This window comes from Sulfoacidibacillus ferrooxidans (assembly GCF_022606465.1).
Taxonomy (GTDB): Bacteria; Bacillota; Bacilli; order Alicyclobacillales; family SLC66; genus Sulfoacidibacillus; species Sulfoacidibacillus ferrooxidans.
This window is the reverse complement of the sequence record NZ_JALBUF010000002.1, coordinates 129003-155546: the sequence shown is the minus strand read 5'-3', so window position 1 is coordinate 155546 and position 26544 is coordinate 129003. Positions and strand designations below refer to the sequence as shown.

Sequence of the window (26544 nt, the reverse complement as noted above, 5' to 3'; positions counted from 1 at the left end):
CTCACTCCTCCCATTCTAGAGTCATTTCATCCGTTCCTTTGCCTGGTGGAACCATGGGGAAAACATTTTCTTCTTCTTTTACAACAAAATCAATGATTACAGGACCTTGATAGGCAAATGCTTCAGTAAGCGCGGCCTCTGCCTGTGCAAAGGTAGTGGCTCGCAATCCAAGTGCACCATAAGCCTGTGCTACTTTCACAAAATCCGGAGAGCCAATTTTGCTTTCTGCATATCGACTTTCATAAAAAAATTGCTGCCACTGCCGCACCATGCCAAGATAACGATTATTGATAATCGCTATCTTCACAGGCAATCCGTTTTCTACGACCGTTTGCAATTCTTGAATATTCATTTGAAAACTAGCATCACCAGCTATACAAACTACTGTGGCGTCAGGTTTTGCCACCTGTGCACCAAGAGCTGCTGGGAACCCAAATCCCATAGTTCCAAGACCACCTGATGTTACAAATTGGCGTGGTCGTGAAAACGGATAAAAGAGCGCTGCCCACATCTGGTGCTGTCCTACTTCTGTAGTCACAATGGCATTTTCGTGCGTATGTTTTGCGATTAACTCAACCACCTGTTGTGGTTTTAAATCCTCGTCGCTTGCATGATACTGTAGTGGCCACTCTTCATTCCACAGTAATATTTGTTCATGCCAACCACGCGTATCCAAGTGCACATCACGCAAAAGCATTTCTTTCAATGTAAGTCCTACATCTGCTACGATCGGTATGTGAACAGCGACATTTTTGCCGATTTCCGCAGCATCAATATCCACGTGAATTTTAATAGAATGCGGTGAAAATCGTTGCAATTTTCCTGTCACTCTATCGTCAAAACGCACGCCTAGAGCAATTAATACGTCACATTCAGTTACCGCGCGATTTGCTGCATACGTGCCGTGCATACCAAGCATGCCTGCAAATAAAGGATCGCGAACTGGAAATGCCCCAAGCCCTAGCAAGGTAGATACAACCGGAATCTGAGACCGACTTGCAAATTGACGAACGAGCTCTGACGCACCACTGCTAATGATGCCGCCACCAATATATAGTAGTGGCTTTTTAGCCTGATTGATTGCCGCGATCAGCGCGTCAACCTCTTCCTTCTTCGGAGCACCCGGTAGCTTATAGCCGCGAATATGCGACTCTGGCAATACATGATCACTCGCCGGACCAGACGTAATATTTTTAGGCAAATCAATGAGTACAGGACCAGGACGGCCAGTCGTCGCAAGATGAAAAGCATCCGCAACGATCTGAGGCAAGTCCTTAATATCGCGCACTTGAAAATTGTGTTTTGTCACGGGCATTGTTATACCGATGATATCCGCTTCCTGAAAGGCATCCCGACCGATACTCTCTGCTGTGACTTGCCCTGTAAATATGACGAGCGGAGTAGAGTCCATAAACGCATCGGCAATACCTGTTACAAGGTTTGTTGCTCCCGGACCTGATGTAGCAAGAACAATACCCGGCCTTCCTGTGACACGCGAGAATCCTTGCGCGGCGTGAATGGCACCTTGTTCGTGACGTGTGAGTATATGTCTTATGGGAACCGAATAAAGTGCATCATAAATAGGTAAAACTGCACCACCCGGATAACCAAAGATCGTATCTACACCTGCCTGCATAAGCAGAGAACACAAAAGCTCTGCCCCTGTTCGCACCTCATGAGAATCAGAAACTGCCTGGTCTATCTGCGGTTTCTGTATATCTTCTTCCATTGGCAAAATAGCCGCATCGCCGCTCCCACCCATATCCAGTCTCCCCTCCGGTTGATCTTCATCATGTGCGTAGTGGCACTAACTCATGATTTATGAAAATACTCTTCGCCCTTGTTGTCGAACGATTTTTCGGAATTCAGACAATAATTGCTGTGTGATTGGTCCAGGTTGACCACTGCCAATCTCTCTTCCATCAACTTCGATGACTGGTATGACCTCCGCGGCAGTCCCTGTTAGGAAACACTCATCCGCAACATATACATCATGTCGCGTAAATGGCGTTTCCGTTAATGGCAATCCCATCTCCTCGCAAAGATCCATAATCGCATGACGTGTTATGCCATCGAGCGCACCAAGATAGGTCGGCGGCGTATACACTTTGCCACGCTTCACGATGAAGACGTTATCACCAGACCCCTCGCAAACATACCCTTGAGAGTTGACTGTAAGCGCCTCAAGCGCACCTGCGCGTGCAGCTTCCAATTTTACCATCACGCTATTTAGATAATTGAGTGATTTCACTTGCGGGTTCATGGATGCTGGACTATTCCTTTGCGTAGGTACTGTCACGATACGCAACCCATTTTCATAAAATTCCTCTGGGAATAGACGAACCACATCTGCAATGACGATGACGTTGGCCCGTGGGCAATTGCGTGGATCAAGACCCAAATCTCCATCCCCACGTGATATGACGACTCGAATATACCCGCTCTCCAACTGATTCGCTCGCACGGTTTCGATAATCGCATCGGCCATCTCCTCATACTCTAAAGGAATGGTCAGTAAAATAGATTTTGCTGATTCATACAGCCGAACTAAATGCTCGTCAAGGCGAAAAATGACGCCGTCATAAATCCTAATCCCTTCAAAAATACCGTCACCATATAAAAATCCATGGTCAAAAACGGATACAACAGCTTGTTCTTTTGAAACCAGTCGACCATTCAAATAAATTTTGCGTTCTGGCGACTTTACCTGCAGTGACTGTACTTGTGTTAGGTTTTCTAGTGAATTTTGCAAATGTTCCACCCCGGAATGTTCTGAGTTGTGAGTCGCCAAAAGAATAGACAAGCCCTGTGACAGGAACCTAGTATAGCTCGAAAGCTAACTAGCCAGAACCTGCCACAGGGCTTTTATCCCTAAGGTGTGCACTTAATCATCAAGTGTGATGTCGCTTGGACCAGACCCACAATCGGCGGAACCCTAGACATCCTTCTGACAAACCATGTTGCTACGTTGATTGTACGAAATTTTCATTTATTATATCTTCCAATCCAGCAAAAGGTCAAGAATTTATTGCAGTCTATGTGAAAAAAATATATAATGTCCGTTATAAGAGTACAGTTGTTTCTAATACAAGGACATAAGGTGAATAGCATGGCAGAAGATTCATATTACCTCATTGCATATTCACATCTTCCCGATGTGATTAAGCGAACGATTCAAGTGGCTGACTTCCTAAAACGCCAACCGCGTTCTAGCGTATCCGATGCAGTACGTGCAGTTGGCATTTCGCGCAGTGCATATTACAAGTACAAAGATGCTGCGAAACCATTTCATGCAGTTATGCAAGGGCAAATCGTCACCATCGCACTTACGTTAAAACATCATTCTGGAAGTCTATCAGAGGTGTTAAACACACTAGCCGTGCAAAGAGCAAATATATTAACCATCAATCAATCGCTTCCACTGCAAGGCAGTGCAACTGTAATTTTATCTATCGAGACACGTGAATTGCGGGCAGAATTAGAAGAAACACTGCAACTATTGCGCGGATTAGATGGCGTTTCACAGGTAATGATTGTCGGTCAAGGGTAAAATCTACGGGACGAGGTGCTGAAATGGAAGTCAACATTGGTCTACTAGGTTGTGGCACTGTAGGTTCCGGAGTTGTCGAACTGGTACAAAAGCGCAGTGAAATGATCGCTCGGCTCACTGGTTTGGAGCCCATTATCACACGAGTACTGGTCAGAGATTCACACAAATCTCGTCCAGTTGTATTTAAACATGAACAGTTAACCACAAATGCGAGTGATATTTTAGAAGACCCAGAGATTCGTATGGTCATCGAAACAATTGGCGGCATCGAACCTGCTCGCACATTTATCTTACAGGCCTTACGTGCAGGCAAACATGTGATTACAGCCAATAAGGACCTGATTGCTGAACACGGTGCAGAGATTCTTGACACAGCTGAACAAGTCGGCATGGACGTTTACTATGAGGCGGCTGTAGGTGGTGCTATTCCTTTGATTAGACCTCTCAAAGAATCACTAACAGCCAATGAAATCACCGATCTAAAAGGGATCATAAACGGTACGACCAATTATATCTTATCCAAGATGACAGCCACGGGAGCTGACTTTGACGAGGTATTACAAGAAGCACAAGACCTTGGGTATGCTGAAAGCAATCCAGCGAGTGACGTCGATGGGCTAGATTCTGGGCGCAAGTTAGCCATTTTAGCTTCGATTGCTTTTCACGCAAAAGTAACCTTAGATGACGTAGACGTGACTGGCATTCGGACGATTAGCGCTACAGATGTGGCCTATGCCCATGAACTCGGTGCAGTGATCAAGTTACTTGCAGAAGGTACTGATCGCGATGGTAACCTCTCGCTTCAGGTACGCCCCACACTCGTCTTAAAAGATCATCCACTCGCCCATGTGAGCGATGCTTTTAACGCGCTCTACGTACGCGGCGACGCGGCTGGTGACTTGATGTTCTTTGGACGCGGTGCTGGTTCCTTGCCCACGGCAAGTGCTATTGTAGGCGACATGATTGAAGTGCTGCGCAATTTGCGCATGGATACTGCTTTGCGCGTTCGCCATCTCCTCTTGCCGCACAAGCGTGTTCGGCGAGGACAAGGTGAACCTACACGATATTATCTGCGACTTACGGTTCGTGATCAGTCCGGAGTGTTTGCTCAGATCGCAACCATTTTTGGCCTAGCAGAAGTTAGCATGGAAACTGTCTTACAAAAGAGATCTAGTCATGAGACAGCTGAGATTGTCATTGTCACACATGAAGTTGGGCAAGAACAATTAAATCAAGCACTGACTACCTTGTATGCAACTGACAGTGTGCTAACTGTCCACAACGTTATGCCCGTTACAGGAGGTGCACAGTGATCAACGAACGCAATCAACCCGGACTCTTAACTCGCTATGAAGCTTTTTTACCGCTCACTGAGCAGACGCCACGGTTAACGCTTGGCGAGGGCAATACGCCACTTGTATACGCAAAACGACTCTCAGAACAACTTGAGCTAGATATTTATTTAAAATACGAAGGAGCGAATCCCACCGGCTCATTTAAGGATAGAGGCATGGTGCTAGCTGTTGCAAAAGCAATGGAATCGGGAAGTAAAGCTGTCATTTGCGCTTCCACAGGCAATACATCTGCGTCTGCAGCCGCTTATGCAGCTCGTGCCGGAATGCGCGCAGTAGTCGTCATTCCAAACGGATACGTAGCTCTTGGAAAGCTCGCACAAGCGACGATGTATGGGGCGGAAATCGTCGCCATTGATGGAAACTTTGATCAAGCGCTACAAGTTGTACGGGATATCGCCGATACTGAGCCTATTACGCTTGTGAACTCTGTGAATCCTTTCCGTTTAGATGGGCAAAAGACAGGGGCATTTGAGCTATGTGAACAACTGTCACAGGCACCAGATTATCTGGCTATACCAGTTGGTAATGCAGGAAACATCTCCGCTTACTATAAAGGCTTTATAGAATATGCAGCAACTAACCACACATCGATCCCACGCCTCCTTGGCTTTCAAGCAGCAGGAGCTGCACCTATTGTAGAGGGTCGTCCCATTGAACATCCCCAGACGATTGCAACTGCCATTCGCATTGGTCATCCAGCGAGTTGGCAACTTGCCTTAACTGCCGTACGCGAAACAGATGGTAGCATCGATGCAGTCACAGACGAAGAAATTTTAGCTGCTTATCAGTTGCTCGCACGCACGGAGGGCGTCTTTGCTGAACCCGCATCCTGCGCTTCTGTAGCAGGTCTTATCAAACGCGCAAAAGCTTCACAACTGGATAAAGGAAAAGTAGCTGTTTGTATTCTCACTGGAAATGGTCTAAAAGATCCCGATACTGCCTTTGGAACACAATCGATAACGCCAACTGTAGTCTCTGCAGACAGACGCGCAGTGTGGCAAGCAATCGCCGGAGGTCAACTGTGAGAATCAGCGTATATGTACCTGCTACAAGTGCTAATCTTGGACCTGGCTTTGACTGTATGGGCATTGCTCTTGACTTGTGGAATGAGCTTCATGTTGAACGATCGGAGCAAACGATCATCGATATTGATGGAGTCGGTGCAGACTTTTTGCCGCGCGACGAATCTAATCTTGTCTTGCAATCCATGCGGCTAGTGTACGACCGTTTCCAATTGCCTGTGCCACCCATTCACTTGCGCATGATCAATCGCATTCCCATTGCCGCTGGACTCGGCTCTAGTGCGGCTGCTTTAGTAGGCGGATTACTTCTAGCCAATAACCTACTGGACTCACCCTTATCACGAGCGCAAGTTCTGCGCCTCGCCGTACTCGACGAAGGCCATCCTGATAACGTTGCACCTGCATTTCTCGGCGGTGCAGTACTCGCCTATCTGCATGAAGATGGCGTCACACATGTCAATTTGCCACTGCGCGATAACTTTACGTTTATCGCTGTAACACCTGATTTTCCACTACTCACAGAAACCGCACGTAACGTTTTAGAGCCAACGGTTACCCGTGCTGATGCTGTATTCAATATTGCGCATGCCGGGTTTTTAACCGCCGCTCTTACGACTGGCAATACTGAACTTTTGCGCAAAGCATTACATGATCGCTTACACCAAGATGCGAGAAAACACTTGATACCAGGCTTTGATCGAGTTCGCCAAGCGGCTAAAGCAACAGGCGCCATTGGAATTGTACTCAGTGGGGCCGGTCCAACTCTGCTTGCTATTGTCGATCATCCCCCACGCGCAACAGATATCGCCGCTGCGATGACAGCTGCATTTGCACAAGAGGGAATCACAGCTACTGCTAGAATTTTAACTCCTGCACAAATTGGAGCGTATACTCACACAAAGATGGTTATCAAACAATAGTTTTTGCACAAACTCATCTGAGCAGCACTTACCAGCAGATCGGAGTGAACGTTGTGACTTCCCATCATGAAAAACTAGACGACATGACGATTGCATTTGTAGGTGCTGGTTCCATTGCAGAAGCACTGATCAAAGGCCTCACTGAAACTGGCATTGGACACGCGACACGCCTGCTGGTCGTCAATCGCCACAATCCTGCCCGCCTGGCTTATTTAGAGGCACAGTATGACGTAATTGCTGGCAAAGACATACGCCAAGCGGTCGTCGATGCAGATATTATTTTATTATGTATGAAACCAAAGGACATTCATGAAGCATTACCTGTTATTGCAGCGCATGCTCGCGTAGACGCTCTCTATATCTCTGTCGTGGCAGGATATACGATCCGCAGTATACAAGAAATGATCGCATGTGGGAATCCATTAGCTAGTACTCCCCGCATCGTACGCACGATGCCAAACACATCGTGCGCTGTAGGAAAATCCGCTACAGCTTATGCTATGTCAGATTCTTGCACTGCACGCGATCGCGTTTATGTAGAGGCGATACTTTGTTCTGTAGGAACATCCTGCACAGTAGATGAACACCTCCTCAATGCAGTCACTGGACTCTCTGGCAGTGGCCCTGCTTATGTTTATTATTTAGTAGAGGCGCTGACACTAGCAGGCATGGATGTTGGACTTGACGAACAAACTTCCTATTCCCTCGTTATTCAAACACTCTATGGAGCTGCACACATGCTTACCCATACAGGAGAATCCCCAGCCATCTTGCGCGATCGCGTGACATCTCCTGGTGGCACAACGTTTGCTGGCATTTCAACATTACAACAGTTCGGATTTGAACATGCTATCCGCCAAGCTGTCGTCAACGCAACAAAGCGCGCCACAGAGCTCGGTGATCATTCCTATCCCCCCACACCTTCGTCCAAGTGATGCTCGATGTGGGGATCATCTATACCCAGATGTGTCTTGTGCATCTATACGATTTCAGCTATCATAAAGTGAGAGTCTAACCAATTGTATTTATCATGAGATCGGAGTGGTTCATTGTGCAGTATCGTCGCCTAGGTAGATCAGGTACAAAGGTTAGTGAAATCAGCCTCGGATCTTGGCTTACATATGGAGGTTCCGTCGGACGCGAGACGGCCATTAGTTGTGTGCATCGCGCATACGACATCGGCATTAATTTTTTTGATACAGCAAACGTATACCACAGGGGAGCAGCTGAGACGGTCCTTGGAGAAGCATTAAAAGGTCTTCCCCGCACTTCTTATGTCCTTGCAACAAAAGCGTTTTGGCCTATGGGTGATGGTCCAAATGACCGTGGATTATCCCGTAAACACATCATCGAGCAGTGCAATCTCAGTTTGCAGCGACTCGGTGTTGACTACGTGGATTTATTTCAATGTCATCGTTACGATCCCGAAACCCCTCTAGATGAAACCTTGCGCGCTATGGATGATTTGATCCGTCAGGGTAAAGTATTGTATGCAGGTGTCAGTGAATGGTCGGCCGTTCAGATCGATGATGCCCTTCATACCGCTGATCAAAGAGGCTTTGATCGCATTGTCTCAAATCAGCCTCAGTACAGCATGTTAGAACGTTATATCGAAAAGGATATCCTGCCTCTCTGTGAGCGCGAAGGTGTCGGTCAAGTGGTGTGGTCTCCTTTAGCACAAGGAATGCTAACTGGAAAATACAAACGCGGTCAAAATGCTCCAGAGGGAAGCCGTGCAGCCACTGCGAGTACTTCACAAATCATTGGGCGTCTCATGACTGATGAGAACTTTACAAAAGTAGAACAACTTCAAGAAGTAGCAAATCGCAACGAGATTTCTCTAGCCCAGTTAGCGTTAGCTTGGATTTTGCGGCAAAAGAATGTCTCCTCAGCTATTATTGGAGCCAGTCGACCCGAGCAAGTGGATGAAAATGCGAAAGCTTCTGATGTTACATTATCTGTAGCGGACTTAGAGCATATTGAAACCATTCTCGCATAAGCACATCTCTTCATGTTTTTTGTTTCAGCAATGATTCAGCAAGGAAGGCTGCCATATGACTGGCGGCCTTCCTTTTTTCAGAAGAAATTCATCATTCCCCTCCCCTTTGCTGTAAAATTTCGATACAATAAGAATGAAAGAGGGAGTGATCTTTGTGAATCATGAAGCATTTGTACAATCGCGTCTAGATCTTGTTGTTCGATCAACTGAAATTGACGTAAATGGTCATGTAAATAACGCAAAATATCTAGAATATCTAGAGTGGGGGCGCGAGGATTTCTATGAACAAGGCAGCCTGCCGTATGATGTGCTATTAGGATTAGGATTGATCACTGTCACTGCTAATATCAATATTAATTATCGCAAAGAGGCTAAACAAAACGATCTGCTCACAGTCATCACGCGTCCAGGCCGCATCGGTAATACAAGCTTTACATTAGAGCAAACCATCATCAATACCACGATGGATCTACTCGTGGCTGACGCATCAGTGACGCTTGTCATGGTGGATGCAACGACGCGCAAAGCAGTACCCGTTCCAAATGTCATTCGCACATTTTTCGTATAAGAGCCTGTTCAAAAAGTGGGCAGGTAAGACCCGTACAGTGCAAGGAAAGCGAGCCACGAATGTGGACTGAGCGTACGTTTTGGGTACGTGAGGGAGCGTTCTTGGCGCTGACGCTGCCATGCGCCGGGGAGTTCTGATCCCTTTTTTAACAACCTCTATAAGTAACACGCAAAAAAGATTTCTCTATAAAAACATTGCATAAGCCGTCAGGGGGTGACCATGTGGCAAACAAGATCATCTTGACAGGTGGCGGATCAGCCGGGCATGTCACAGTGAATATCGCGCTTCTTCCAGAGCTTACAAAACGCGGTTGGAACATGGTCTATATCGGTTCAGAAGACGGTATTGAACGAGAATTGATGACACCCTATACAAATGTGCCCTACTACGCCATAAAGACCGGAAAACTAAGGCGCTATTTCGATTGGAAGAATTTTAAGGATCCATTCAAAGTGATTACTGGTGCCTACCAAGCATATGACATTATACGCAAAGAAAAACCACAAGTGGTTTTTTCAAAAGGCGGCTTCGTATCTGTGCCCGTGGTCATCGGAGCATGGCTCAATCGCACGCCGATCATTATTCATGAATCGGATGTAACTCCAGGATTAGCCAACCGAATAGCTATCCCTTTTGCTACAAAAGTGTGCACGACATTTGAAGAGACAAGTGCACATGTGCCAAGCCAAAAGGTTGAGTATATCGGGGCTGTTATCAGAGAAGAATTGCTACAAGGCAGTGCCATCAAGGGAAGAAATACCCTCTTTTTTACAAGGTCCAAACCAACTTTACTCGTTATGGGCGGAAGCCTTGGCTCAAAACGTCTCAATGAGGTCATTCGGGACAGTCTTCCACTACTTTTACAAGAATTTCATATCATTCACATCTGTGGTAAAGGTCAAGTGGATGAAACTTTAACCCATCAAGCCTACCGTCAATTTGAGTATGTAACCGATGAGTTACCTGATTTTTTGGCTACTGCAGACCTCATCATTTCACGCGCTGGTTCAAATGCTATTTTTGAATTTTTGACATTACAAAAACCGATGATTCTCATTCCATTACCTACATCTTCAAGCCGTGGCGATCAGATAGTCAATGCAGCATCATTCCAAAAAAATGGTTATGCTGAAGTGATCCCAGATGAGCAGGTGACAAAAGATCGCTTAGTTCAGACCGTCCATCAGGTCTATGAGCAACGTTCCATCTATATGGGAAATATGCAAAAAGTAAAAAAACGAGATCCTCTTTTGGCGATCATTCAATTAATCGAAAAAACCGCTCTTTCTGATAGAAGCAGGAATAAAAAGGAGAAGTAATATGAATACCACAAACACAAATGCATCCAACCTATCACCATACGAATCGATAGGCGGTGCAGATACCATTTCCCGATTAGTCGACGCTTTTTATCCACGCGTCATTGCACATCCTGATTTAGCACCGATCTTTCCAACAGACATCACCCCTGTACGCGATAAACAGTATCTTTTTCTGACTCAATTTTTTGGAGGTCCGCCACTGTACACGAAACAATATGGCCACCCTATGTTGCGTGCACGACACATGCCACATCAGATCACAAAAAAACGTGCGCAGGCATGGTTATCGTGCATGCAACAAGCGATGGATGAGATTGGATTGCAAGGTGAGATCCGTGAGTTTATGTACTCTCGCTTAGCTATGACCGCGCAACATATGGTCAATCAAGAAGATGATGAACCAAACCCACTTCATCTCACATGATTGACTTCATACTGCCTAGATGACTAATAACTGATAGTAGGCCATGACGCAAGGGTTTGTTGCAAACTCCCTTGTGCTTGGTCATCCTCAAGGACTTGTTGCTTTTGTGCTAGAAAGGTAGACAGCTCTTCTGTAATCGAGTGTAGCAATGAAGCGTGTGATACATGTAACCAATTGTTATAGAGAGCATGAAACCAATGCTCTACATCTTGCATGTAGGACTCCACCTGTGCGATACCAAATGGTTCTAATTTTTCACCCAATCCTTTGCGTCCACCTTGTTCAAAAAACTGCTCAGCATTACGAAACTCACCACGAGCTATTTTTTGTACCTGAGTGGACACTTCAAATTGTGGATGTGGAGGCAATTCATCTGGCGCAGAAGGGATATTATCCGACTGTAGGATATACCCAAGCGGTGGGAGTTTTGCCACCTCTCCTACTCTATGTAGTCGCTCTTCTAAGAGCTTTCGTGCACGTCGGTCTATCCGTATCATCGTCGCTCTCACCTCTTGTTCTACAGCGAGAGTAAGCATACGCATCCACTCTTGCAGTGCAAGTTGCACCTCCCGAGCATCACCTTTGGTAAGATTAGCCGGATGAAAAGCCTGCACGATAAGTTCCGAATGATTAAAATGAATTCTTTGTTTTACATGATAAAGTAATTCACTCAGTTCTTGTTCCAAAGCTACTTCATCTAAAGCGATATCTTGACTAAATAACTCTGAGAGTTGTTGTGCTTGCTGCTCTTGTTTTTCAAACTGTGCCAAAAGTGTTGCACGATCTCCCTCTAACGCTTCAAGGTAACCCTTTATACTTTCAAACACCTGTGCTAGCTCTATCCTTGCTGCTTTCATAGATACAGAAACGAGCCGCCCTGAAGTAAACTCCTTGAGTTCATCGACTAACTTCGTCACTCCAGCCGATTGCCCCAACTGTTCAGCTGTTGGTAGGGCTGCATCGGCAGACAAGTGTAACCTCTGTCTAATCATTCGCTCTATGCCTGTCGCAAGGGGTGACGTCTCTTGCATCATCTTTGCTGCAAGTCCCAATTGACTCGATAAAGCAAATAACCGTGTAGTACGCACACCCAGTCGAGCCAGATTGGCCGTAACATGTTCCTTAACAGTCTCTAGTTCCTCTTCTGAAGAGCGCAGGTCAGATGCATTGATTACAAAAAACATTGTGTCTGTAGCAAGCGCTTCCTTAACTCTCCCTAATTGCATGAGAAACTCGCGATCCGGCTGTGAAAATGCATGATTATAATAAGTGACAAAGACGATCGCATCTGCATCTCGCATATAGCGAAAGGCAACGTCTGTATGGCGAGCGTGGAGTGAGTCTACTCCTGGCGTATCAACTAAAACAACACCATCGCGAGCAAGGATGGAATCGTGATACATATCTACACGCGAAACAAACGCTGCATGTTCCTCAGTTGCAACCATCACGCGTAGTTCTGATGCTTCGATCGCAAGGGTTTCCCCGAGATTTTTTTCCATCGCTTGATATCCCCGTGCAATGCCACGCAAATAACTATAATGCGGTTTTACATGATCCTGCAACTGTGCAACATCAAGGGTATTTAGCGACTCACTAAGTCCCTCCAAGCTTGTAGGTAACTCAAGCATCGCAGCTGAAATCGCTACTTCCTGCGCAACAAGTTCAAGTGTCTTGAATACCACTAGGATCGTACCATGTGGATACTCTTCAGTAGGTGGCAATACGCGATTAATAGCAGCTGTTGTTGGATTTGGCGAAACTGGAAGTACCTGTTCACCAATTAACGCATTGATCAAAGAGGATTTTCCAGCAGAAAAGGCACCAAAAAAAGCAACTGTATATTGTTGTTCTATAAGGCGTTTCGCCCGTTCATCCAACCTTTTTGCGTAGGATTGTAACAAAGGATGTACGCAGGCGGCAGAAGCAACTTGCAACTGGTCAATGACACTTTGCACTTCATCTATCGTGCTACTCACGGTTATTTCCCTTCTCCCTGTTCATCGGCAATCAGAAGTGCACGCAATGATGCAATCCATTGCTCACGCTTTGTAGCCATCTCCACAACTTGTAGCGCAACTTCGTAAGTCGAATGTAACTCTGCTAATTGCTCCGTAAGCTCCCTTTGCTCCAACGCAAACTTCTCTGTAAGTCCAGATTCCAAATCCTTACCCAAACGATGCGCCTTCATCACATAATGATCCCTGATCGATTGTTCTACATGCTTTGCATATTGATACCCATATTCACGATCACGACGTGCTCCTTGTGCGATACACGACTCCATCAATGACTCATCGCCAAAACCCTCTAATGAGGCAAACCCATCGCCTGCAAGCGTCGTCAGTACCCCTTCATCACGCGCTACTTGCATCGCAGCTTGCTTCATGTGTAGTTCAATACCCGACTCTACGCGCACCTTTACATCTGCAAGAAAAGTTTTTAGGCGTCTTTGCCTCTCTGCTTCCACTTTAGCAGCTGTCGAGAACAGTCCAACCTTAAAATGGTCGGAGAGCGACTCGATGTATGCAACTGCAAGTTCTGTAGTTTCATACGGCATGATGATGGCTTGCATTATTGTGCTTGTGAGTTTCCCAACGAACGCCTGCACTCGTTCCAATTTCTTTGTTCGCTCTTCTTCCATTTGCTTTTCAATGATCTGGTATTGATCCAATACCTGTCTGGCTGTTGCAAGCGACATCTCTTGTGATGACAGATTGTCTTGCTCGATTAGCCATGCATCGTGTTCAGCGATCAATGATTGCAAATCAGCCGCGCCTCTTTCAAACGTCTGTGAAGAACGTGCAAGTTCTGGCAACTGATCACGTAAGACTACAAGTTGATTATCTGGAAACTCTGGGTCGAGTGCCGATACATAATACACAATACATGATGCTATTTGCCATTCCTCTAAAGCCCGCTCGATCCCTGCTTTAAATTCATCAAAGGAGAGCTCAAAATCATTATGCTTATCTATCTGATTGACAACTAAAACTACACGTTTCCCCATATCGATCTGTTTTCTTAAAAAAGATAAATTCATATCTGATAACACATGATTATAGTCAGCCACATACACAATCAGATCGGCAAGGTATACAATTTGGTGCGTATGTTCTGCATGCCTAGGATCAGTCGAATCCACTCCAGGTGTATCAATAAGAACGAATCCATCCTGCAAATATGGGATATCATCATAAATACGCACCTCATCAATCCGATCACCATCGCGACAAAGTTTTCCGATCTCATCTGATAGATCACTGATCTCAATGACATCTCCATTTGCTGTAAGTGCCTCTGCATGCGGATATCCATACTCTACATGCACTACATTTGCACTAGTAGGCAATGGACTACTTGGCAACAATGACACGTCTAAAATAGTATTGATTAGTGTTGATTTCCCCGCTGAAAAATGACCAGCAAAAGCGAGTACCACTTGCCCATTCATCCATTTTTGAGCGATCAGATCACTACGTTCTACGCGTTCCTCATCATGTTTTGTTGCAAAACTCGAACGCAGGCGGTGTACAATCGGCAATAACCCTGTCAAATCGTGCATTTTCGTTACTTCATCTGTTGGCACTCGACAAACCGCCCTCTCACACTCTCAGTATTCAACTCACCATCCATGACATCACTCCCTAGTTTACCGAGGATTGACGAGATTGACAAACGGCACCCACTCTATATGAACAAAGGAACTTCTTTTGCATACTGCACAAAAGAAGTTCCTTTGTTGTCGCTACGGATTTATTGCCAAGATCTTTGTTGCGGTTGCCACGCTTGATTCTGCTGTGGACTCTGGGATGATTGGGATGGATCTTGCCAATTTTGTGTGTATTGCCACGGCTGTGCAGCTTGCCAGGGTTGTTGATTTAGGTTATTTTGCTGTGACATTGGATTGCTTTGCCAAGGCTGCTGTTGCTGTTGTGCTGGCCGTCCCATCTGACCGCCTACACCTGCCGACTGTGCCATCTGCATATTTTTTTGTGCATCTTGGCGATGCGTCTGAATAGCCTTTGTCACATCCTGACGATTAGCAGAAGGTCCTGCTGGATACCACCCTTGTCTTGACATGATTTGATAACAATCTGCCTGTTCACTAAGAGTATCATTTAATAGGCGTTGCATAGTTTGACGCACCTGTACACAACTAGATTCAAGGACAGCAGTCGTATATTCACGAGCTTGATGTTTAAGTAACATCAAAATTTCGTGAAAATAATCTTGATCTTGTAGCTGAGTGCCCATCATTTGCGATTGCATCTTGTATAACCCCTCCTACATTAGTGAGCCAATGATTCGTGTTGCTCTAAAACGCGAACTAACTCTTGATGACGCCGCTGGTGCTCACTGACCACATGCTGCAAAAATTGTTTCACTTCAGGTTGTTTTGATGTTGTAGATGCTACAACACACATTTTTTGCAATAAATCTTCTCCACCGAGCATGTCATTGACGTAGGCCAATTCTTTAGAAGTAAGTGCCTGCACGTAAAAACCTCCTTATCTAATCCTCGGGTGATCCATCACAATATGGGATTTCCCGCTTTTAGCATGCACGCAACTCGCTATCCTATACATAAACGGACTTTCTTCCGAGTGATTTTTACGCCATAATGAAACAAGTAGGTTTATGTTCAGTATGAACTGAGAGGGGTTATCCGTGATATGCAACATCTATTTCACTACGATGAACGCTTGCAGCTTGAAGTCCCCACGCTACAGCAAGCATGGACAGCTTACACAGAAGATGAACGGCGTTCTATTCTTGAATATTGGGAACCTATGCGAGGAAAGATTCCTGGAGTCATCGGAAAATATGAAGCGCATATTTCGCAACTGCACGAACAACTGAATAACGAAGAGGATTGGGACACTACGCTACAGATCATGGATAACATCAATGATTATGCAAGCCGCATCAACGACCTCAATATTCTTTATCGCATGCAACCAGATAGCCAATTAACAGATGAATTCGAAGTTGAGTAAAGGGCGTGACTCCCTATCACCAAAACAACATCTTTTTTTAGGTTCGAACACAAAGCCATACTCAAACAACAAGAGCTACCCAGTATAGACGCAGACATCGTGCTTGCCCATCTTACGTACTCCGCTGCAGGATTCGTTCAAACTGCATATATTGCTTATCCAAAAGACTTTCTTCAACCAGATAAACTGGGAAACAAATGGCCAGGTTTTGTCTACTTGCGTGGTGGTATGAGAAGTGTTGGTATGGTTAAACAAGAATGGCTTGTACGTTTTGCAAAACGCGGTGCAATAGTCATCGCACCGACATATCGCGGCAATGAAGGAGGGGAAGGGCGCGAAGACTTTGGTTTAGAGGATCGTGCAGATGCTTTTGCTGCCATTCGCTTATTGCAGAGCATGCCTTTTGTCGATGCCCAAAGAACAACTGTGTACGGTTTTTCTCGAGGTGGACCGCTTGCTTTATTTTGCGCCATGGAACCATCTCTCTCTTTACAAGCAGCGATTATCCATGGTGGTGTCGTTGATCTAGCACTCACCTATGAACAGCGTGTAGATTTACGTCGCATGCTCCGCAGGGTGACAGGTGGCACTCCTACAAAAAAAGCTCAAGCTTATCGATTGAGGTCACCTATTTTTCACATCGCAAACGTTCACACACCGCTATTAATTATTCATGGCAAACAAGATATTCAGGTCGACTTTTCACATGCTGCATTACTAGCAGCAGCGTGCGAATCAGCCAGCATTCCATACACTTTGTGGCTTCTCCAAAATGAGGGACATCATCTACATCCACTTGATTTTGATATACTTACCGATCGCATGTATGACTTTATCCATTCTCAAGCGCCTAGTCCGATTATGGCAATATCTTTTTCCGATCTATAAAAGAGCATACAAAAAAGAGTGCTGAGATAACCCAGCACCCTTTTGTATAGATATTAAAGTTTAGAAACGTTGGCCGCTTGAAGACCACGGTTGCCACGAACGATCTCGAAGCTAACACGTTGTCCTTCTTCCAAGGACTTGTAACCGTCTCCCAAAATGGCGCTGTAATGTACGAATACATCGTCTCCACCTGGAACTTCGATAAAACCAAAACCTTTTTCTGCATTAAACCACTTAACTGTTCCTTCTTGCATGCTGCTGTTCCTCCTACGCCACTTATATAGCGGCACCATCAATTATGCGCCCACAGAAGTCGTAACTGTCATAAAGCATATACTTCAATATACAGTTACTACCACACGCACAAAAGTCCAACTGTATTCAGGAACAGCGCACTTAACTGGCTCTTCCGTTCCAAACAACAGGAATCTTTAGCGTTACACTTGCTGTGTTCGTCTATGTCATTATTGCATATGGACAATGAAATGTCTAGGACTTTTGCCGTGATTCAAATTATTTTTTTTCATACTATGGAAAGTACCTCTGCAAACCGCATACAGGGACAATAAATTAAGAAGTACAATCCTCAGGAGGATCGCTATGTCATCGCGCAAACGAGAGCTCGGAAAATGGTTATTGTATAAATGGTTTTACCGGGATGTGTCTCTGCGTTCTTATCTACCACCAACTCGACCGCTAACAACCGAGAACCTTGATATCTACTTACAGCGATATCGGTCCATTTACCTAAAGCCAGTTGCAGGTTCGCGAGGCCAAAATGTCATGCGTATTTTCATTCACAAGGACGGCACCTACGGACTTCATCGAGAAAATGAGCGGCCGCGCTCTTTTTCGAACCGATCTGAATTGCATCGAACGATCTTACAGTTAACTCGCAGTCGCACATGGATTGTTCAACGAGATGTTCATCTTGCCACTATCCATGATCGCCCGTATGATGTTCGCGTGATGATGCAAAAAGACGAACACGAGCAATGGCAATGCACTGGAATATGCGCAAAAATCGCCGGCCCCCATTCGGCTGTGACCAATATTGCAAGAAGTCACGGACGCGTGGTGAGTCTAGCTGATGCACTCCGTCAATCACATGGTTATACTGCATGGAAGTCCTCCCGCATGCAGCAGAAGTTGTGCAAGCTGGGTTTCAATGCTTGCAAACGCTTAGAAGCATATCAAGCTTACTCAGAGATAGGACTTGATGTCGGCATTGATAAAACCGGAAAGTTGTGGATCCTCGAGGAAAATACAGGTCCTAGCCATGCGTTATTTGCACACTTAGCAGATCAAAGAACTTATTTACACATTCAAAAAGTGGCACGTGCCCGAAAAATTGCCCGTCGTACTCACCGTGCGAAAAAGGGATAGCACAACTTGCTACATCAGTTTGAAGGCGTAAGGGGACATCCGCTTTCTTACCTTACGCCTTCACAAAGAGCTATCTTACAGGGCCGCACGTAAAATCGCTGCCACATCTTCTTTAGCTAGTTTTTTATAGTTTCCAACCGGGCCAACGCGCACTGCATGTTCAGCCATCCGATCTAAGTCTTTATCCCCAATATCATAATCTCCAAGCGTACTTGGCGCATCCATAGAGTCAAAAAAGTGACGAACAGCTTGAATACCCTCTTGCGCTACTTGTTTTGTGGTTTTACCTGTTGGGTCAATGTGGAAAACGCGAGTAGCCATTTGATAAAAACGTTCTTCCCCAGCATCCACAACATAGTTCATCCAATGAGGGAAAATAATCGCCAATCCACCACCATGTGGAATGTCATAGATGGCGCTGACTTCATGCTCCATAGCATGTGTTGCCCAATCTCCTTGAACGCCCATCGATATCATTCCATTTAACGCCATCGTTCCGCAATACATCATGGTTTCACGCGCAGCAAAATCATGCGGATTGTCTAATACCTTTGGAGCATTCTCGATAATTGTCTGCATGACGGATTCCATCATGCGCTCTTGCAAAAAAGTATTTGTAGTATGGGAAAAATACGCTTCTAATACATGACTAAACATATCCACAATACCGTACACAGTCTGCTTTTTTGAAACAGTAAACGTATTTTCCGCATCACAAAATGAAAATTTCGGAAATGTATGCGGTGAGCTTGAACCGATCTTCTCCTGTGTTTCCCAATTCGAAATAACTCCACCTGAATTCATCTCAGAACCAGTAGCCGCCAATGTTAGGATCGTGCCAAATGGAAGTGCATCTTGTGGGCGCTCTTTGCGAGTATAGAAGTCCCATACATCGCCATCATACTTTACCCCTGCTGCAATGGCTTTCGTAGCGTCTAGTACAGATCCACCACCCACAGCCAATAAAAGGTCAACGCCCTCTTTTTTACATAACTCGATCGCCTTATGTACAGTACTAAGTCTCGGATTTGGTTCGATTCCTGAAAACTCCAGTACGGTAACTCCACCTGATTTTAGCAAGTCGACAATTTTATCATATAAACCAAATGTCTTAATACTCCCGCCACCATAGACAAGTAATACTTTAGATCCGTATTTTTTTACTTCTGTAAGAAGATGTTGTTCAATTTGTCCTGCCCCATAATACAGTGCTGTAGGATTCCAAAATGCAAATGGATTCAACGATTGTAACCTCCCAACTCTGTCTGACTGACCTTAGCCAGTATAACTACTCTATCATGTACGCATGCAAAGACCAAATCTGCGACAACGACCCATTTCTCTCCGTTCATTATGCTGCGAATAGACTGTGCCGACTTGACACACGATACATTTGAATCAAACTTTGTTTGAAATGGAGAGATACATTATGGGAGAACGCACACAGTTTGAACCCGGAGAAATCGCACCAAATAATGGAATGTACGTGGAGATCAGTGAATCACCGCACACAGGATCTGTCCCACATGGTGAAGTAATTCAATTAAACCGAGGAGATCATTTTCCTCCAACACAAAATAAAGATCGTAAATGGACTCATAAGAAAAATTAGCCATTCATGATGAATAAGGGGTGTAATGAGTAGGCAGAAAGATACCTTCCTACTCATTACACCCCTTATTGTCGCACTTAACGAATGGACCCTGTTTCCTCATAACGCTTAGCTAAAATGTCGATTTCTTTTTTTAGTTCGGAAACGAGATCTTGTTCAGGAATTTTTCTAATGACTTCACCATAGCGAAATAAGAGACCTTCACCTCTAGCTCCCGCAATACCAATATCCGCCTCACGCGCTTCACCAGGGCCATTCACAGCACAGCCAAGAACAGAAACCTTGATCGGCGCCTTAATGTTTTGCACATATGCCTCAACTTCGTTTGCAATACTTATTAGATCAATATCAATACGACCACAAGTCGGGCAAGAGACGAGTGTCACCGCATTGGATATGATGCCAAACGTTTTCAAAAGCTCATGTGCAACCTTGACTTCCTCCACAGGATCAGCTGATAATGACACCCGAACTGTGTTTCCAATGCCCATTGAAAGAAGTGTACCAAGGCCTGCAGCACTTTTAATGGTACCACTAAATAACGTACCCGCCTCTGTGATTCCTAGATGGAGAGGATAGTCAAATGACTCCGCCGCAAGTCGATATGCCTCAATCGCAAGCGGCACATCCGAAGCTTTCATGGATACAATAATATCATAAAAATCAAGTTCTTCTAAAATTTTGATGTGATGCAATGCGCTTTCTAACATGCCTTGTGCCGTAGGATATCCGTATTTCTCAATAATATGTCGTTCAATCGAACCTGAATTTACCCCGATTCGAATCGGAATACCTCGTTCCTTGCACGCTTTAACGACCTCTTCAACCCGATCCCTATGACCGATATTGCCCGGATTAATCCGCACCTTATCAATACCATTTGCAATTGACTTTAACGCTAAACGATGATCAAAATGAATATCTGCAACTAATGGAATGTGTATCTGTGCTTTAATACTGCGAATCGCATCTGCCGCCTCATCGTTGTTGACAGTGACTCGCGCAATTTCGCACCCTGCCTCTTCGAGACGCAAAATTTCAGCTACAGTCGCTTTCACATCTGCTGTTTTGGTCGTGGTCATACTTTGAATAAATACTCTATCACTGCCACCAATCGTTACATCTCCGACGCGAACGGCACGTGTATCTTTGCGCTGGTACATATTCATGCTCCTTTATCTCGCAAATGCAAGTATGCTACTCATCTATTATACGCCAAGCTGCACCAAGAGACGATAGATTCTGTTTAAGTGACACAAACCACTCATACGTTTCTTTGACCGGAAAAGATGCAAGCTGCTGAACTAAAAGGTATACTAAGCAGGGAAAGCAAGATGAATAAAGGAGAATGTGCAAATGAAAAAAGCAATCTTAACGATGGAAAACGGGAACGTTTTAGAGTTTGAATTGTATCCCCAACACGCCCCAGGCACTGTAGCTAATTTTGAGAAATTATCTAACTCCAATTTTTATGATGGACTCACTTTTCACCGCGTGATCCCGGGATTTGTAAGCCAAGGCGGTTGTCCAGTTGGCAATGGCTCAGGTGGTCCAGGATATACGATTAAATGTGAAACACAAGGAAATCCCCTCAAACATAAAAGAGGCGTACTATCTATGGCCCATGCTGGTAAAGACACAGGTGGTTCACAGTTTTTTGTGGTTCACGATCGCAAAAGCACGGCTCACTTAGATGGAGTACATACTGTTTTTGGTGAGATCCTCTCAGGGGAAGACTACATTGATCAGATCCATCAAGGAGATCGCATGAAATCTATTCGCGTTGAAGACTCTGAAGCATAAGCCTCACAATGTAAACTTTATGCAGGAGTTTTCTAAGATAGCCCCTCACCTTCTAGGATGTGGGGCTATCTTCTATTCTAACCTCGCGCAATTGGACTATCTTCGAAAGAACACCAATCGCTCCAACTGCCTGGGTATAATTTTGCTTCTATCCCTGCCACGTGCAAAGCTAGAATATCTGCGCAAGCACTAACACCCGATCCGCAATAAACTACGACTTCTGACCCCTTTTTAATAGCTGAAAAATGATGTGCCATAGCTACTTTCGGATCATCTGCCTCATAAAGCGGTACTGTCTCTTCCCACGGATAACAAATGGCAGTGGGGATATGCCCTGCAACGGGATCGATCGGCTCAATCTCCCCGCGATAGCGTTTCAAGGCACGAGCATCGATTAGCTGAATCGCAGTCCCTTGATTTGTAACGTGTTTCATTAATTCATCGCGCGACACAATCATCTCTGGGTGGGGTCTATACACTTCGAAAGCTGTCTGATCGAACGAACGTTCCTCAGTCACTGTCTGTTTGAGTTCGATCCCTGTGGCAAGCGGCAATCCAGCTGATATCCAATTTGCCATTCCACCGATGAGTACCGACACGTTGTCATGTCCAAAATAGCGTAACAGCCACCACAAATGGGGCGCCATATCTCCCTTCTCATCATAGGCAATCACCGTTTTCTCCGGTGTAATGTCATGTTCTATGAGCCACGAAGAAAACTTCGCAGTCTCAGGCAATGGATGTCGCCCGCCATGCTCTTCCACATCAGAAGAAAGATCCACCTCCAAATCAGCAAAAATCGCTCCCGGAATATGTCCTTCTTGATATGCCATATAGCCTGCATGTGGTTTCCCAAGAGTCGCTCTGCAGTCCACTATCACTAGATCTTGATCATCCATATGTTTATGTAACCAATCATTTGTAACAAATACTTCTTGCACAGTCATCAACCTCTTTTCATGCGTAATAAACACCTTCCATACGCCTATTGCTTAAAGAGCCTGTTCAAAAAGGGGGCAGGTAAGACCCGCGCAGTGCAAGGAAGCAAGCCAAGAATGTGGACTGAGCGTACGTTTTGGGTACGTGAGGGAGCCTTCTTGGCGCTGACGCTGCCATGCGCCGGGGAGTTCTGACCCCTTTTTGAACAACCTCTTAAATAAAATTATAACATGCTTTACTCATAAGGTTAGTGGTATAACTAGGTGAGGATTTGCATTTAGATTTGCACATTTACAGTGTCAACAAGTACATAAGGAGGCTCCCCCATTGAATGACAAAGTAGACCAGTATTTTTCTAAAGAGAGAATCCATCACCTTGAGCAACTAAGCGCTTTGCTTCGGATCGCAAGCATCAGTGCGCTGTCAGCTCATAAAGCTGACATGGGGCAAGCTGCAGAGTGGATCGCAGATGCCTTAACACAAGCGGGACTAGAACACGTCGCCATCATGCCTACCAAAGGAAATCCAGTTGTCTATGCTGACTATTTGCATTCACCAGGAAAACCTACCGTATTAATCTACGGGCACTACGATGTCCAACCTGTGGATCCGTTGGACCTATGGGACAACGATCCGTTCGATCCGACGATCCGCGATGGGAAGATCTATGCACGCGGAGCTTCTGATGATAAAGGTCAAGTATTTATGCATATCAAGGCCATCGAAGCACTCCTAAAAACAACACACGCTCTAGCAGTAAATGTTAAATTTTGCATTGAAGGTGAAGAAGAAATTGGCAGTGTTCATTTGCCTCTATTTGTCGAGGAGCAAAAGGCATTATTAGCTGCCGATGTTCTTGTCATCTCCGATACAACTATGTTGGGACCAAACGCCCCTGCGATCTGTTATGGACTACGCGGCCTATGCGGACTACAAATTGACGTCCAATCTGCAAAGTCAGATCTACACTCTGGACTATACGGAGGAGCAGTTCCAAATGCCTTACATGGACTGGTTGAACTTTTGGCCACCATGCACACGAAAGAAGGCGCTGTTGCAGTACAAGGGTTTTATGACGATGTCGTTCCACTTACAGATGATGAGCGCAAGGAACTTGCATCATTACCGCATGATGACGAAGAGTATAGGAAGGGATTGGGTCTTCCGTCCTTATTTGGAGAACCAGGGTATTCTACAGTAGAGCGGTATATGGCTCGTCCAACGCTTGAGCTAAACGGCGTTTACGGAGGATTTCAAGGTGAAGGAACAAAGACTGTCATCCCTGCACGTGCGCATGCTAAAATCACCTGCAGATTGGTCAACAATCAGGATCCTGTGCACATAATTGAACTGATTGAGGAACACGTAAAATCTCACACACCTGTTGGTGTAACTGCAAAAGTCACGCGTTTTGATACAGGACGTCCGTTTGTCACAAGTTTTGATTCCGCAGCTATTCGAAGCGCTGCAAAAGCGTATGAAGTTGGTTTTGGCGTTAAACCTTACTATATGCGTATGGGGGGCTCGATTCCTATTGTCGAAGTGTTTGATCGAGTCCTTCATATTCCAGTAGTACTTATGGGATTTGGTTTGCCAGATGAGAACTTCCATGCTCCCAATGAACATTTTTCACTCGATAATTTTGATCGGGGACTACGCACTCTAGCTTATTACTATGAGCATTTAGACACGATCTAGACACGATCCTTACTCACAAGAACAACACCGCAAAAAGAGAATACCCTCACACATTCAAGTGAGGGCATTCTCTTTGCAAACAAACACAAACTATTACTTTACATTAATAACCATAACAACACATAAAACCATTAAATAGATAAGCGAAAACTTGAACATATCCGTAGCCCAAGCAATATCGTCTTTCGCCTTAAAACCCTTAATCCCTTTCACAAGCCAAATCCCGCCAAAAATAAGTGCTGTAAAAAAGTAGATCCAACCTTCTGCATGAACGATTGTTAACAACAATGAGGCAGGAATAAGTGTAGCAGTCCAAATTACAATTTGTCGCTTAGTAGGTGGAAAACCATACACTACAGGGAGTAATGGAATACCCGCAGCTGCATAGTCTTTCACACGACGCATCGCTAATGCCAAAAAATGCGGTGGTTGCCAGAGAAACATGAAGATAAACAAGAGCCATCCAGACATCCCTAAAGATCCAGTGATAGCCGTCCAACCGATTAGTGGTGGCATGGCTCCTGAGACGCCACCAATCACCGTGCTAAGCGTTGTGGTGCGCTTTGTCAAAGCGGTATATACGATCACATAGAAAAATAATCCGATCAGTGCCATTACAGCAGACAATGTATTAGCAAATATACCAAGCAATGAGATTCCAAGAATTCCAAGGATTGCTCCAAGCAAAAGCACGCTCCATGCTGGAATACGTGAATTTGGTAGCGGACGATCCTGTGTGCGAGCCATAAATTGATCAATATCTTGATCCATGTAATTATTAAATGCACAACCAGACATAACCACAAGACCGCTACCAGCAAGCGTGATCAGTGTAAGTCCAAATGCCGGTCTGCCTTGTGATGCTAACCACAATCCAACAAAAGCTGTCATCATATTAGACATCGTTATTCCAGGTTTTACTACATTTACGTAATCACGCATAATATCCCGAAAAGACCCTTGTGTCAAAGATAATGATGGATTAGACGGAGATTCTCCAGTCATACTTAGCGGTTGATCCACAATATTCACCTCCCTACTTCATTCTTACACAGTGTACTATGTTAATCAGTCACCTGAATAAACCATACGATGCTATTGTACACCGTATAGTCCATTTAGACTACTAACTCTTAAAAAATTGCTTTCTTATAGTGCAAATATACCACGCCCATATCTAGTCAAGTCAACCGACGAAATTGTCACATCTTTTCGTCGAGTACAATCCATTCTTGCAAACGCAACCTTTTGATCAACCGCTTATATGCTTCTCGGTAATAGCGCTCATCAATAGGGGGAAGCGTAAGACATTGCATCGCTTCATTTTCTATATGTCCCACCACAACATCCATCCATTGATTCACTAGACACTGCTGATCGAGTGAAGGTTCTATCAATAAATCTCCTACTTTACCTCGTACAATAGTTGGAACAAATTGTGGCCATTCCTTTTGCGTATAAATAGCTTTGCGATAAAATGTTTCCACGAGGCCTTCTCGATCGTTCACCGTATGCACCACATTTACAAATGCACTAATAATAGCTACATCTTGTATCCGTCGCTGTGCTATCCCTGCAAATTTTACACCATGAATCGCCAAGTCAAAGCGACCCGGACAATAGGCGCCATCCACTTCACCAATCGTCACATTTCCCTCTTGCATGCAAGACTCCTGCAACCACTTGGCAAACATCCAAAATGCCTCATCTAAATTGGGCGGATAGGGAATAATCATCGATACATTGACCACACCCAGATCCAGTGCAACAGCCAATCCACCAAATGGACGAACAGCTACTGCAATGCCTTGTTTAGTCAGATCCAACGCTACCTCCTTTACTCCAGGTAGTGTTGCGTCGCGAGAGCCTAATAAAAGAGCATGTTTATGTCGCCAAAAATGTAGTATAGGAATACCAACATCCCTACTGTACAGAGACATAGCCTCTTGTTCAATAAATGGCAAAAGGGCGCTCGCCTGATACACCGGCCGCGCCTGCGATAAAAATATCCCGTTTGTAAAGATTGTACGTTGTTGCAACAGCTACTACCCTCTTCCA

27 protein-coding genes are annotated in these 26544 nt (G+C 45.0%); 15 read left to right on the top strand and 12 right to left on the bottom strand.

What is annotated here, in order from left to right:
• Position 1: 1 nt before the first annotated feature.
• Positions 2-1729, bottom strand: a complete 1728-nt coding sequence (ilvB, locus tag MM817_RS05400; RefSeq protein ID WP_241712687.1) for a biosynthetic-type acetolactate synthase large subunit — start codon at positions 1727-1729, stop codon at positions 2-4.
• A gap of 90 nt (positions 1730-1819) precedes the next feature.
• Complete coding sequence (ilvE, locus tag MM817_RS05395) at positions 1820-2686, bottom strand: branched-chain-amino-acid transaminase (RefSeq protein WP_419723373.1); 867 nt, start codon at positions 2684-2686, stop codon at positions 1820-1822.
• A gap of 423 nt (positions 2687-3109) precedes the next feature.
• Here ilvE and MM817_RS05390 point away from each other — a divergent pair, with 423 nt between their 5' ends.
• The 9 genes from MM817_RS05390 to MM817_RS05350 all read left to right on the top strand — a co-directional run bounded on the left by MM817_RS05390 (position 3110) and on the right by MM817_RS05350 (position 11160).
• The gene (locus MM817_RS05390) at positions 3110-3550 is read left to right on the top strand and encodes an ACT domain-containing protein (RefSeq protein WP_241712423.1); all 441 of its coding nucleotides are present in this window, start codon (positions 3110-3112) and stop codon (positions 3548-3550) included.
• A 23-nt stretch (positions 3551-3573) separates the two neighbouring features.
• The gene (locus MM817_RS05385; protein WP_241712422.1) at positions 3574-4863 is read left to right on the top strand and encodes a homoserine dehydrogenase; all 1290 of its coding nucleotides are present in this window, start codon (positions 3574-3576) and stop codon (positions 4861-4863) included.
• Complete coding sequence (gene thrC, locus MM817_RS05380) at positions 4860-5930, top strand: threonine synthase (RefSeq protein ID WP_241712421.1); 1071 nt, start codon at positions 4860-4862, stop codon at positions 5928-5930. Before MM817_RS05385 ends, thrC begins: the two co-directional genes overlap by 4 nt.
• Positions 5927-6847, top strand: a complete 921-nt coding sequence (thrB, locus tag MM817_RS05375; protein WP_241712420.1) for a homoserine kinase — start codon at positions 5927-5929, stop codon at positions 6845-6847. Before thrC ends, thrB begins: the two co-directional genes overlap by 4 nt.
• Positions 6848-6900: 53 nt before the next feature.
• Entirely contained in the window at positions 6901-7782 is an 882-nt protein-coding gene (proC, locus tag MM817_RS05370; protein WP_241712419.1) for a pyrroline-5-carboxylate reductase, read from the top strand.
• A gap of 116 nt (positions 7783-7898) precedes the next feature.
• On the top strand, positions 7899-8846 hold the full coding sequence (locus MM817_RS05365; protein WP_241712418.1) for an aldo/keto reductase family protein: 948 nt from the start codon (positions 7899-7901) through the stop codon (positions 8844-8846).
• 154 nt (positions 8847-9000) lie between these two features.
• The gene (locus MM817_RS05360) at positions 9001-9414 is read left to right on the top strand and encodes an acyl-CoA thioesterase (protein WP_241712417.1); all 414 of its coding nucleotides are present in this window, start codon (positions 9001-9003) and stop codon (positions 9412-9414) included.
• Between the two features lie 221 nt (positions 9415-9635).
• Positions 9636-10733, top strand: a complete 1098-nt coding sequence (locus MM817_RS05355) for an undecaprenyldiphospho-muramoylpentapeptide beta-N-acetylglucosaminyltransferase (protein WP_241712416.1) — start codon at positions 9636-9638, stop codon at positions 10731-10733.
• A 1-nt stretch (position 10734) separates the two neighbouring features.
• Entirely contained in the window at positions 10735-11160 is a 426-nt protein-coding gene (locus tag MM817_RS05350) for a globin domain-containing protein (protein WP_241712415.1), read from the top strand.
• Positions 11161-11183: 23 nt separating this feature from the next.
• Here the strand turns inward: MM817_RS05350 and MM817_RS05345 are convergent, their stop codons facing one another.
• The 4 genes from MM817_RS05345 to MM817_RS05330 all read right to left on the bottom strand — a co-directional run bounded on the left by MM817_RS05345 (position 11184) and on the right by MM817_RS05330 (position 15659).
• A complete protein-coding gene (locus MM817_RS05345) occupies positions 11184-13139 on the bottom strand; it encodes a dynamin family protein (protein WP_241712414.1) in 1956 nt (651 codons plus the stop codon).
• A 2-nt stretch (positions 13140-13141) separates the two neighbouring features.
• Positions 13142-14749 (bottom strand): dynamin family protein, encoded by a 1608-nt coding sequence (locus MM817_RS05340; protein WP_241712413.1) that lies wholly within the window; start codon positions 14747-14749, stop codon positions 13142-13144.
• Between the two features lie 167 nt (positions 14750-14916).
• Positions 14917-15432 carry a spore coat protein gene (locus MM817_RS05335; protein WP_241712412.1) on the bottom strand — a complete coding sequence of 172 codons (516 nt, stop codon included), beginning with the start codon at positions 15430-15432 and terminating at the stop codon, positions 14917-14919.
• A 20-nt stretch (positions 15433-15452) separates the two neighbouring features.
• Entirely contained in the window at positions 15453-15659 is a 207-nt protein-coding gene (locus MM817_RS05330; RefSeq protein WP_241712411.1) for a spore coat protein, read from the bottom strand.
• Positions 15660-15836: 177 nt separating this feature from the next.
• On the opposite strand from MM817_RS05330, the gene MM817_RS05325 reads away from it, so the two are divergent.
• Both MM817_RS05325 and MM817_RS05320 read left to right on the top strand, forming a co-directional pair.
• Positions 15837-16160 carry a hypothetical protein gene (locus MM817_RS05325; protein WP_241712410.1) on the top strand — a complete coding sequence of 108 codons (324 nt, stop codon included), beginning with the start codon at positions 15837-15839 and terminating at the stop codon, positions 16158-16160.
• Positions 16161-16259: 99 nt separating this feature from the next.
• Positions 16260-17048 carry an alpha/beta hydrolase family protein gene (locus MM817_RS05320; protein ID WP_241712409.1) on the top strand — a complete coding sequence of 263 codons (789 nt, stop codon included), beginning with the start codon at positions 16260-16262 and terminating at the stop codon, positions 17046-17048.
• A gap of 53 nt (positions 17049-17101) precedes the next feature.
• On the opposite strand, the gene cspD is transcribed toward MM817_RS05320, so the two are convergent.
• On the bottom strand, positions 17102-17302 hold the full coding sequence (cspD, locus tag MM817_RS05315; protein ID WP_109429811.1) for a cold-shock protein CspD: 201 nt from the start codon (positions 17300-17302) through the stop codon (positions 17102-17104).
• A gap of 346 nt (positions 17303-17648) precedes the next feature.
• Here cspD and MM817_RS05310 point away from each other — a divergent pair, with 346 nt between their 5' ends.
• The gene (locus MM817_RS05310) at positions 17649-18434 is read left to right on the top strand and encodes a YheC/YheD family protein (RefSeq protein ID WP_241712408.1); all 786 of its coding nucleotides are present in this window, start codon (positions 17649-17651) and stop codon (positions 18432-18434) included.
• A gap of 75 nt (positions 18435-18509) precedes the next feature.
• On the opposite strand, the gene MM817_RS05305 is transcribed toward MM817_RS05310, so the two are convergent.
• Positions 18510-19676, bottom strand: a complete 1167-nt coding sequence (locus MM817_RS05305; protein WP_241712407.1) for an iron-containing alcohol dehydrogenase — start codon at positions 19674-19676, stop codon at positions 18510-18512.
• A 187-nt stretch (positions 19677-19863) separates the two neighbouring features.
• Between MM817_RS05305 and MM817_RS05300 the strand changes: the two genes are divergently transcribed.
• Positions 19864-20046: a YjzC family protein gene (locus MM817_RS05300; protein WP_241712406.1), complete on the top strand. Its 183-nt coding sequence runs from the start codon at positions 19864-19866 to the stop codon at positions 20044-20046.
• Between the two features lie 77 nt (positions 20047-20123).
• On the opposite strand, the gene ispG is transcribed toward MM817_RS05300, so the two are convergent.
• Positions 20124-21209 (bottom strand): flavodoxin-dependent (E)-4-hydroxy-3-methylbut-2-enyl-diphosphate synthase, encoded by a 1086-nt coding sequence (gene ispG, locus MM817_RS05295; protein WP_241712405.1) that lies wholly within the window; start codon positions 21207-21209, stop codon positions 20124-20126.
• A gap of 193 nt (positions 21210-21402) precedes the next feature.
• Between ispG and MM817_RS05290 the strand changes: the two genes are divergently transcribed.
• A complete protein-coding gene (locus tag MM817_RS05290) occupies positions 21403-21849 on the top strand; it encodes a peptidylprolyl isomerase (RefSeq protein WP_241712404.1) in 447 nt (148 codons plus the stop codon).
• 77 nt (positions 21850-21926) lie between these two features.
• Here MM817_RS05290 and MM817_RS05285 read toward each other — a convergent pair whose 3' ends face one another.
• Positions 21927-22823, bottom strand: coding sequence for a sulfurtransferase (locus tag MM817_RS05285; RefSeq protein WP_241712403.1), 897 nt, complete (start codon positions 22821-22823; stop codon positions 21927-21929).
• 292 nt (positions 22824-23115) lie between these two features.
• Between MM817_RS05285 and MM817_RS05280 the strand changes: the two genes are divergently transcribed.
• On the top strand, positions 23116-24486 hold the full coding sequence (locus tag MM817_RS05280) for a dipeptidase (RefSeq protein ID WP_241712402.1): 1371 nt from the start codon (positions 23116-23118) through the stop codon (positions 24484-24486).
• 93 nt (positions 24487-24579) lie between these two features.
• Here the strand turns inward: MM817_RS05280 and cyoE are convergent, their stop codons facing one another.
• Together cyoE and MM817_RS05270 are read right to left on the bottom strand one after the other, a co-directional pair.
• The gene (cyoE, locus tag MM817_RS05275; RefSeq protein WP_241712401.1) at positions 24580-25509 is read right to left on the bottom strand and encodes a heme o synthase; all 930 of its coding nucleotides are present in this window, start codon (positions 25507-25509) and stop codon (positions 24580-24582) included.
• A 179-nt stretch (positions 25510-25688) separates the two neighbouring features.
• Positions 25689-26525, bottom strand: coding sequence for a lipoate--protein ligase family protein (locus MM817_RS05270; protein WP_241712400.1), 837 nt, complete (start codon positions 26523-26525; stop codon positions 25689-25691).
• Positions 26526-26544 lie beyond the last annotated feature (19 nt).

Excerpts from the sequence above, each read along its gene's own strand:
- ilvB (WP_241712687.1), bottom strand. The coding sequence starts at position 1,729 with ATGGAAGAAGATATACAGAAACCGCAGATAGACCAGGCAGTTTCTGAT.
- MM817_RS05390 (WP_241712423.1), top strand. The coding sequence starts at position 3,110 with ATGGCAGAAGATTCATATTACCTCATTGCATATTCACATCTTCCCGAT.
- MM817_RS05385 (WP_241712422.1), top strand. The coding sequence starts at position 3,574 with ATGGAAGTCAACATTGGTCTACTAGGTTGTGGCACTGTAGGTTCCGGA.
- MM817_RS05350 (WP_241712415.1), top strand. The coding sequence starts at position 10,735 with ATGAATACCACAAACACAAATGCATCCAACCTATCACCATACGAATCG.
- MM817_RS05335 (WP_241712412.1), bottom strand. The coding sequence starts at position 15,432 with ATGCAATCGCAAATGATGGGCACTCAGCTACAAGATCAAGATTATTTT.
- MM817_RS05325 (WP_241712410.1), top strand. The coding sequence starts at position 15,837 with ATGCAACATCTATTTCACTACGATGAACGCTTGCAGCTTGAAGTCCCC.
- cspD (WP_109429811.1), bottom strand. The coding sequence starts at position 17,302 with ATGCAAGAAGGAACAGTTAAGTGGTTTAATGCAGAAAAAGGTTTTGGT.
- MM817_RS05310 (WP_241712408.1), top strand. The coding sequence starts at position 17,649 with ATGTCATCGCGCAAACGAGAGCTCGGAAAATGGTTATTGTATAAATGG.
- MM817_RS05300 (WP_241712406.1), top strand. The coding sequence starts at position 19,864 with ATGGGAGAACGCACACAGTTTGAACCCGGAGAAATCGCACCAAATAAT.
- ispG (WP_241712405.1), bottom strand. The coding sequence starts at position 21,209 with ATGTACCAGCGCAAAGATACACGTGCCGTTCGCGTCGGAGATGTAACG.
- MM817_RS05290 (WP_241712404.1), top strand. The coding sequence starts at position 21,403 with ATGAAAAAAGCAATCTTAACGATGGAAAACGGGAACGTTTTAGAGTTT.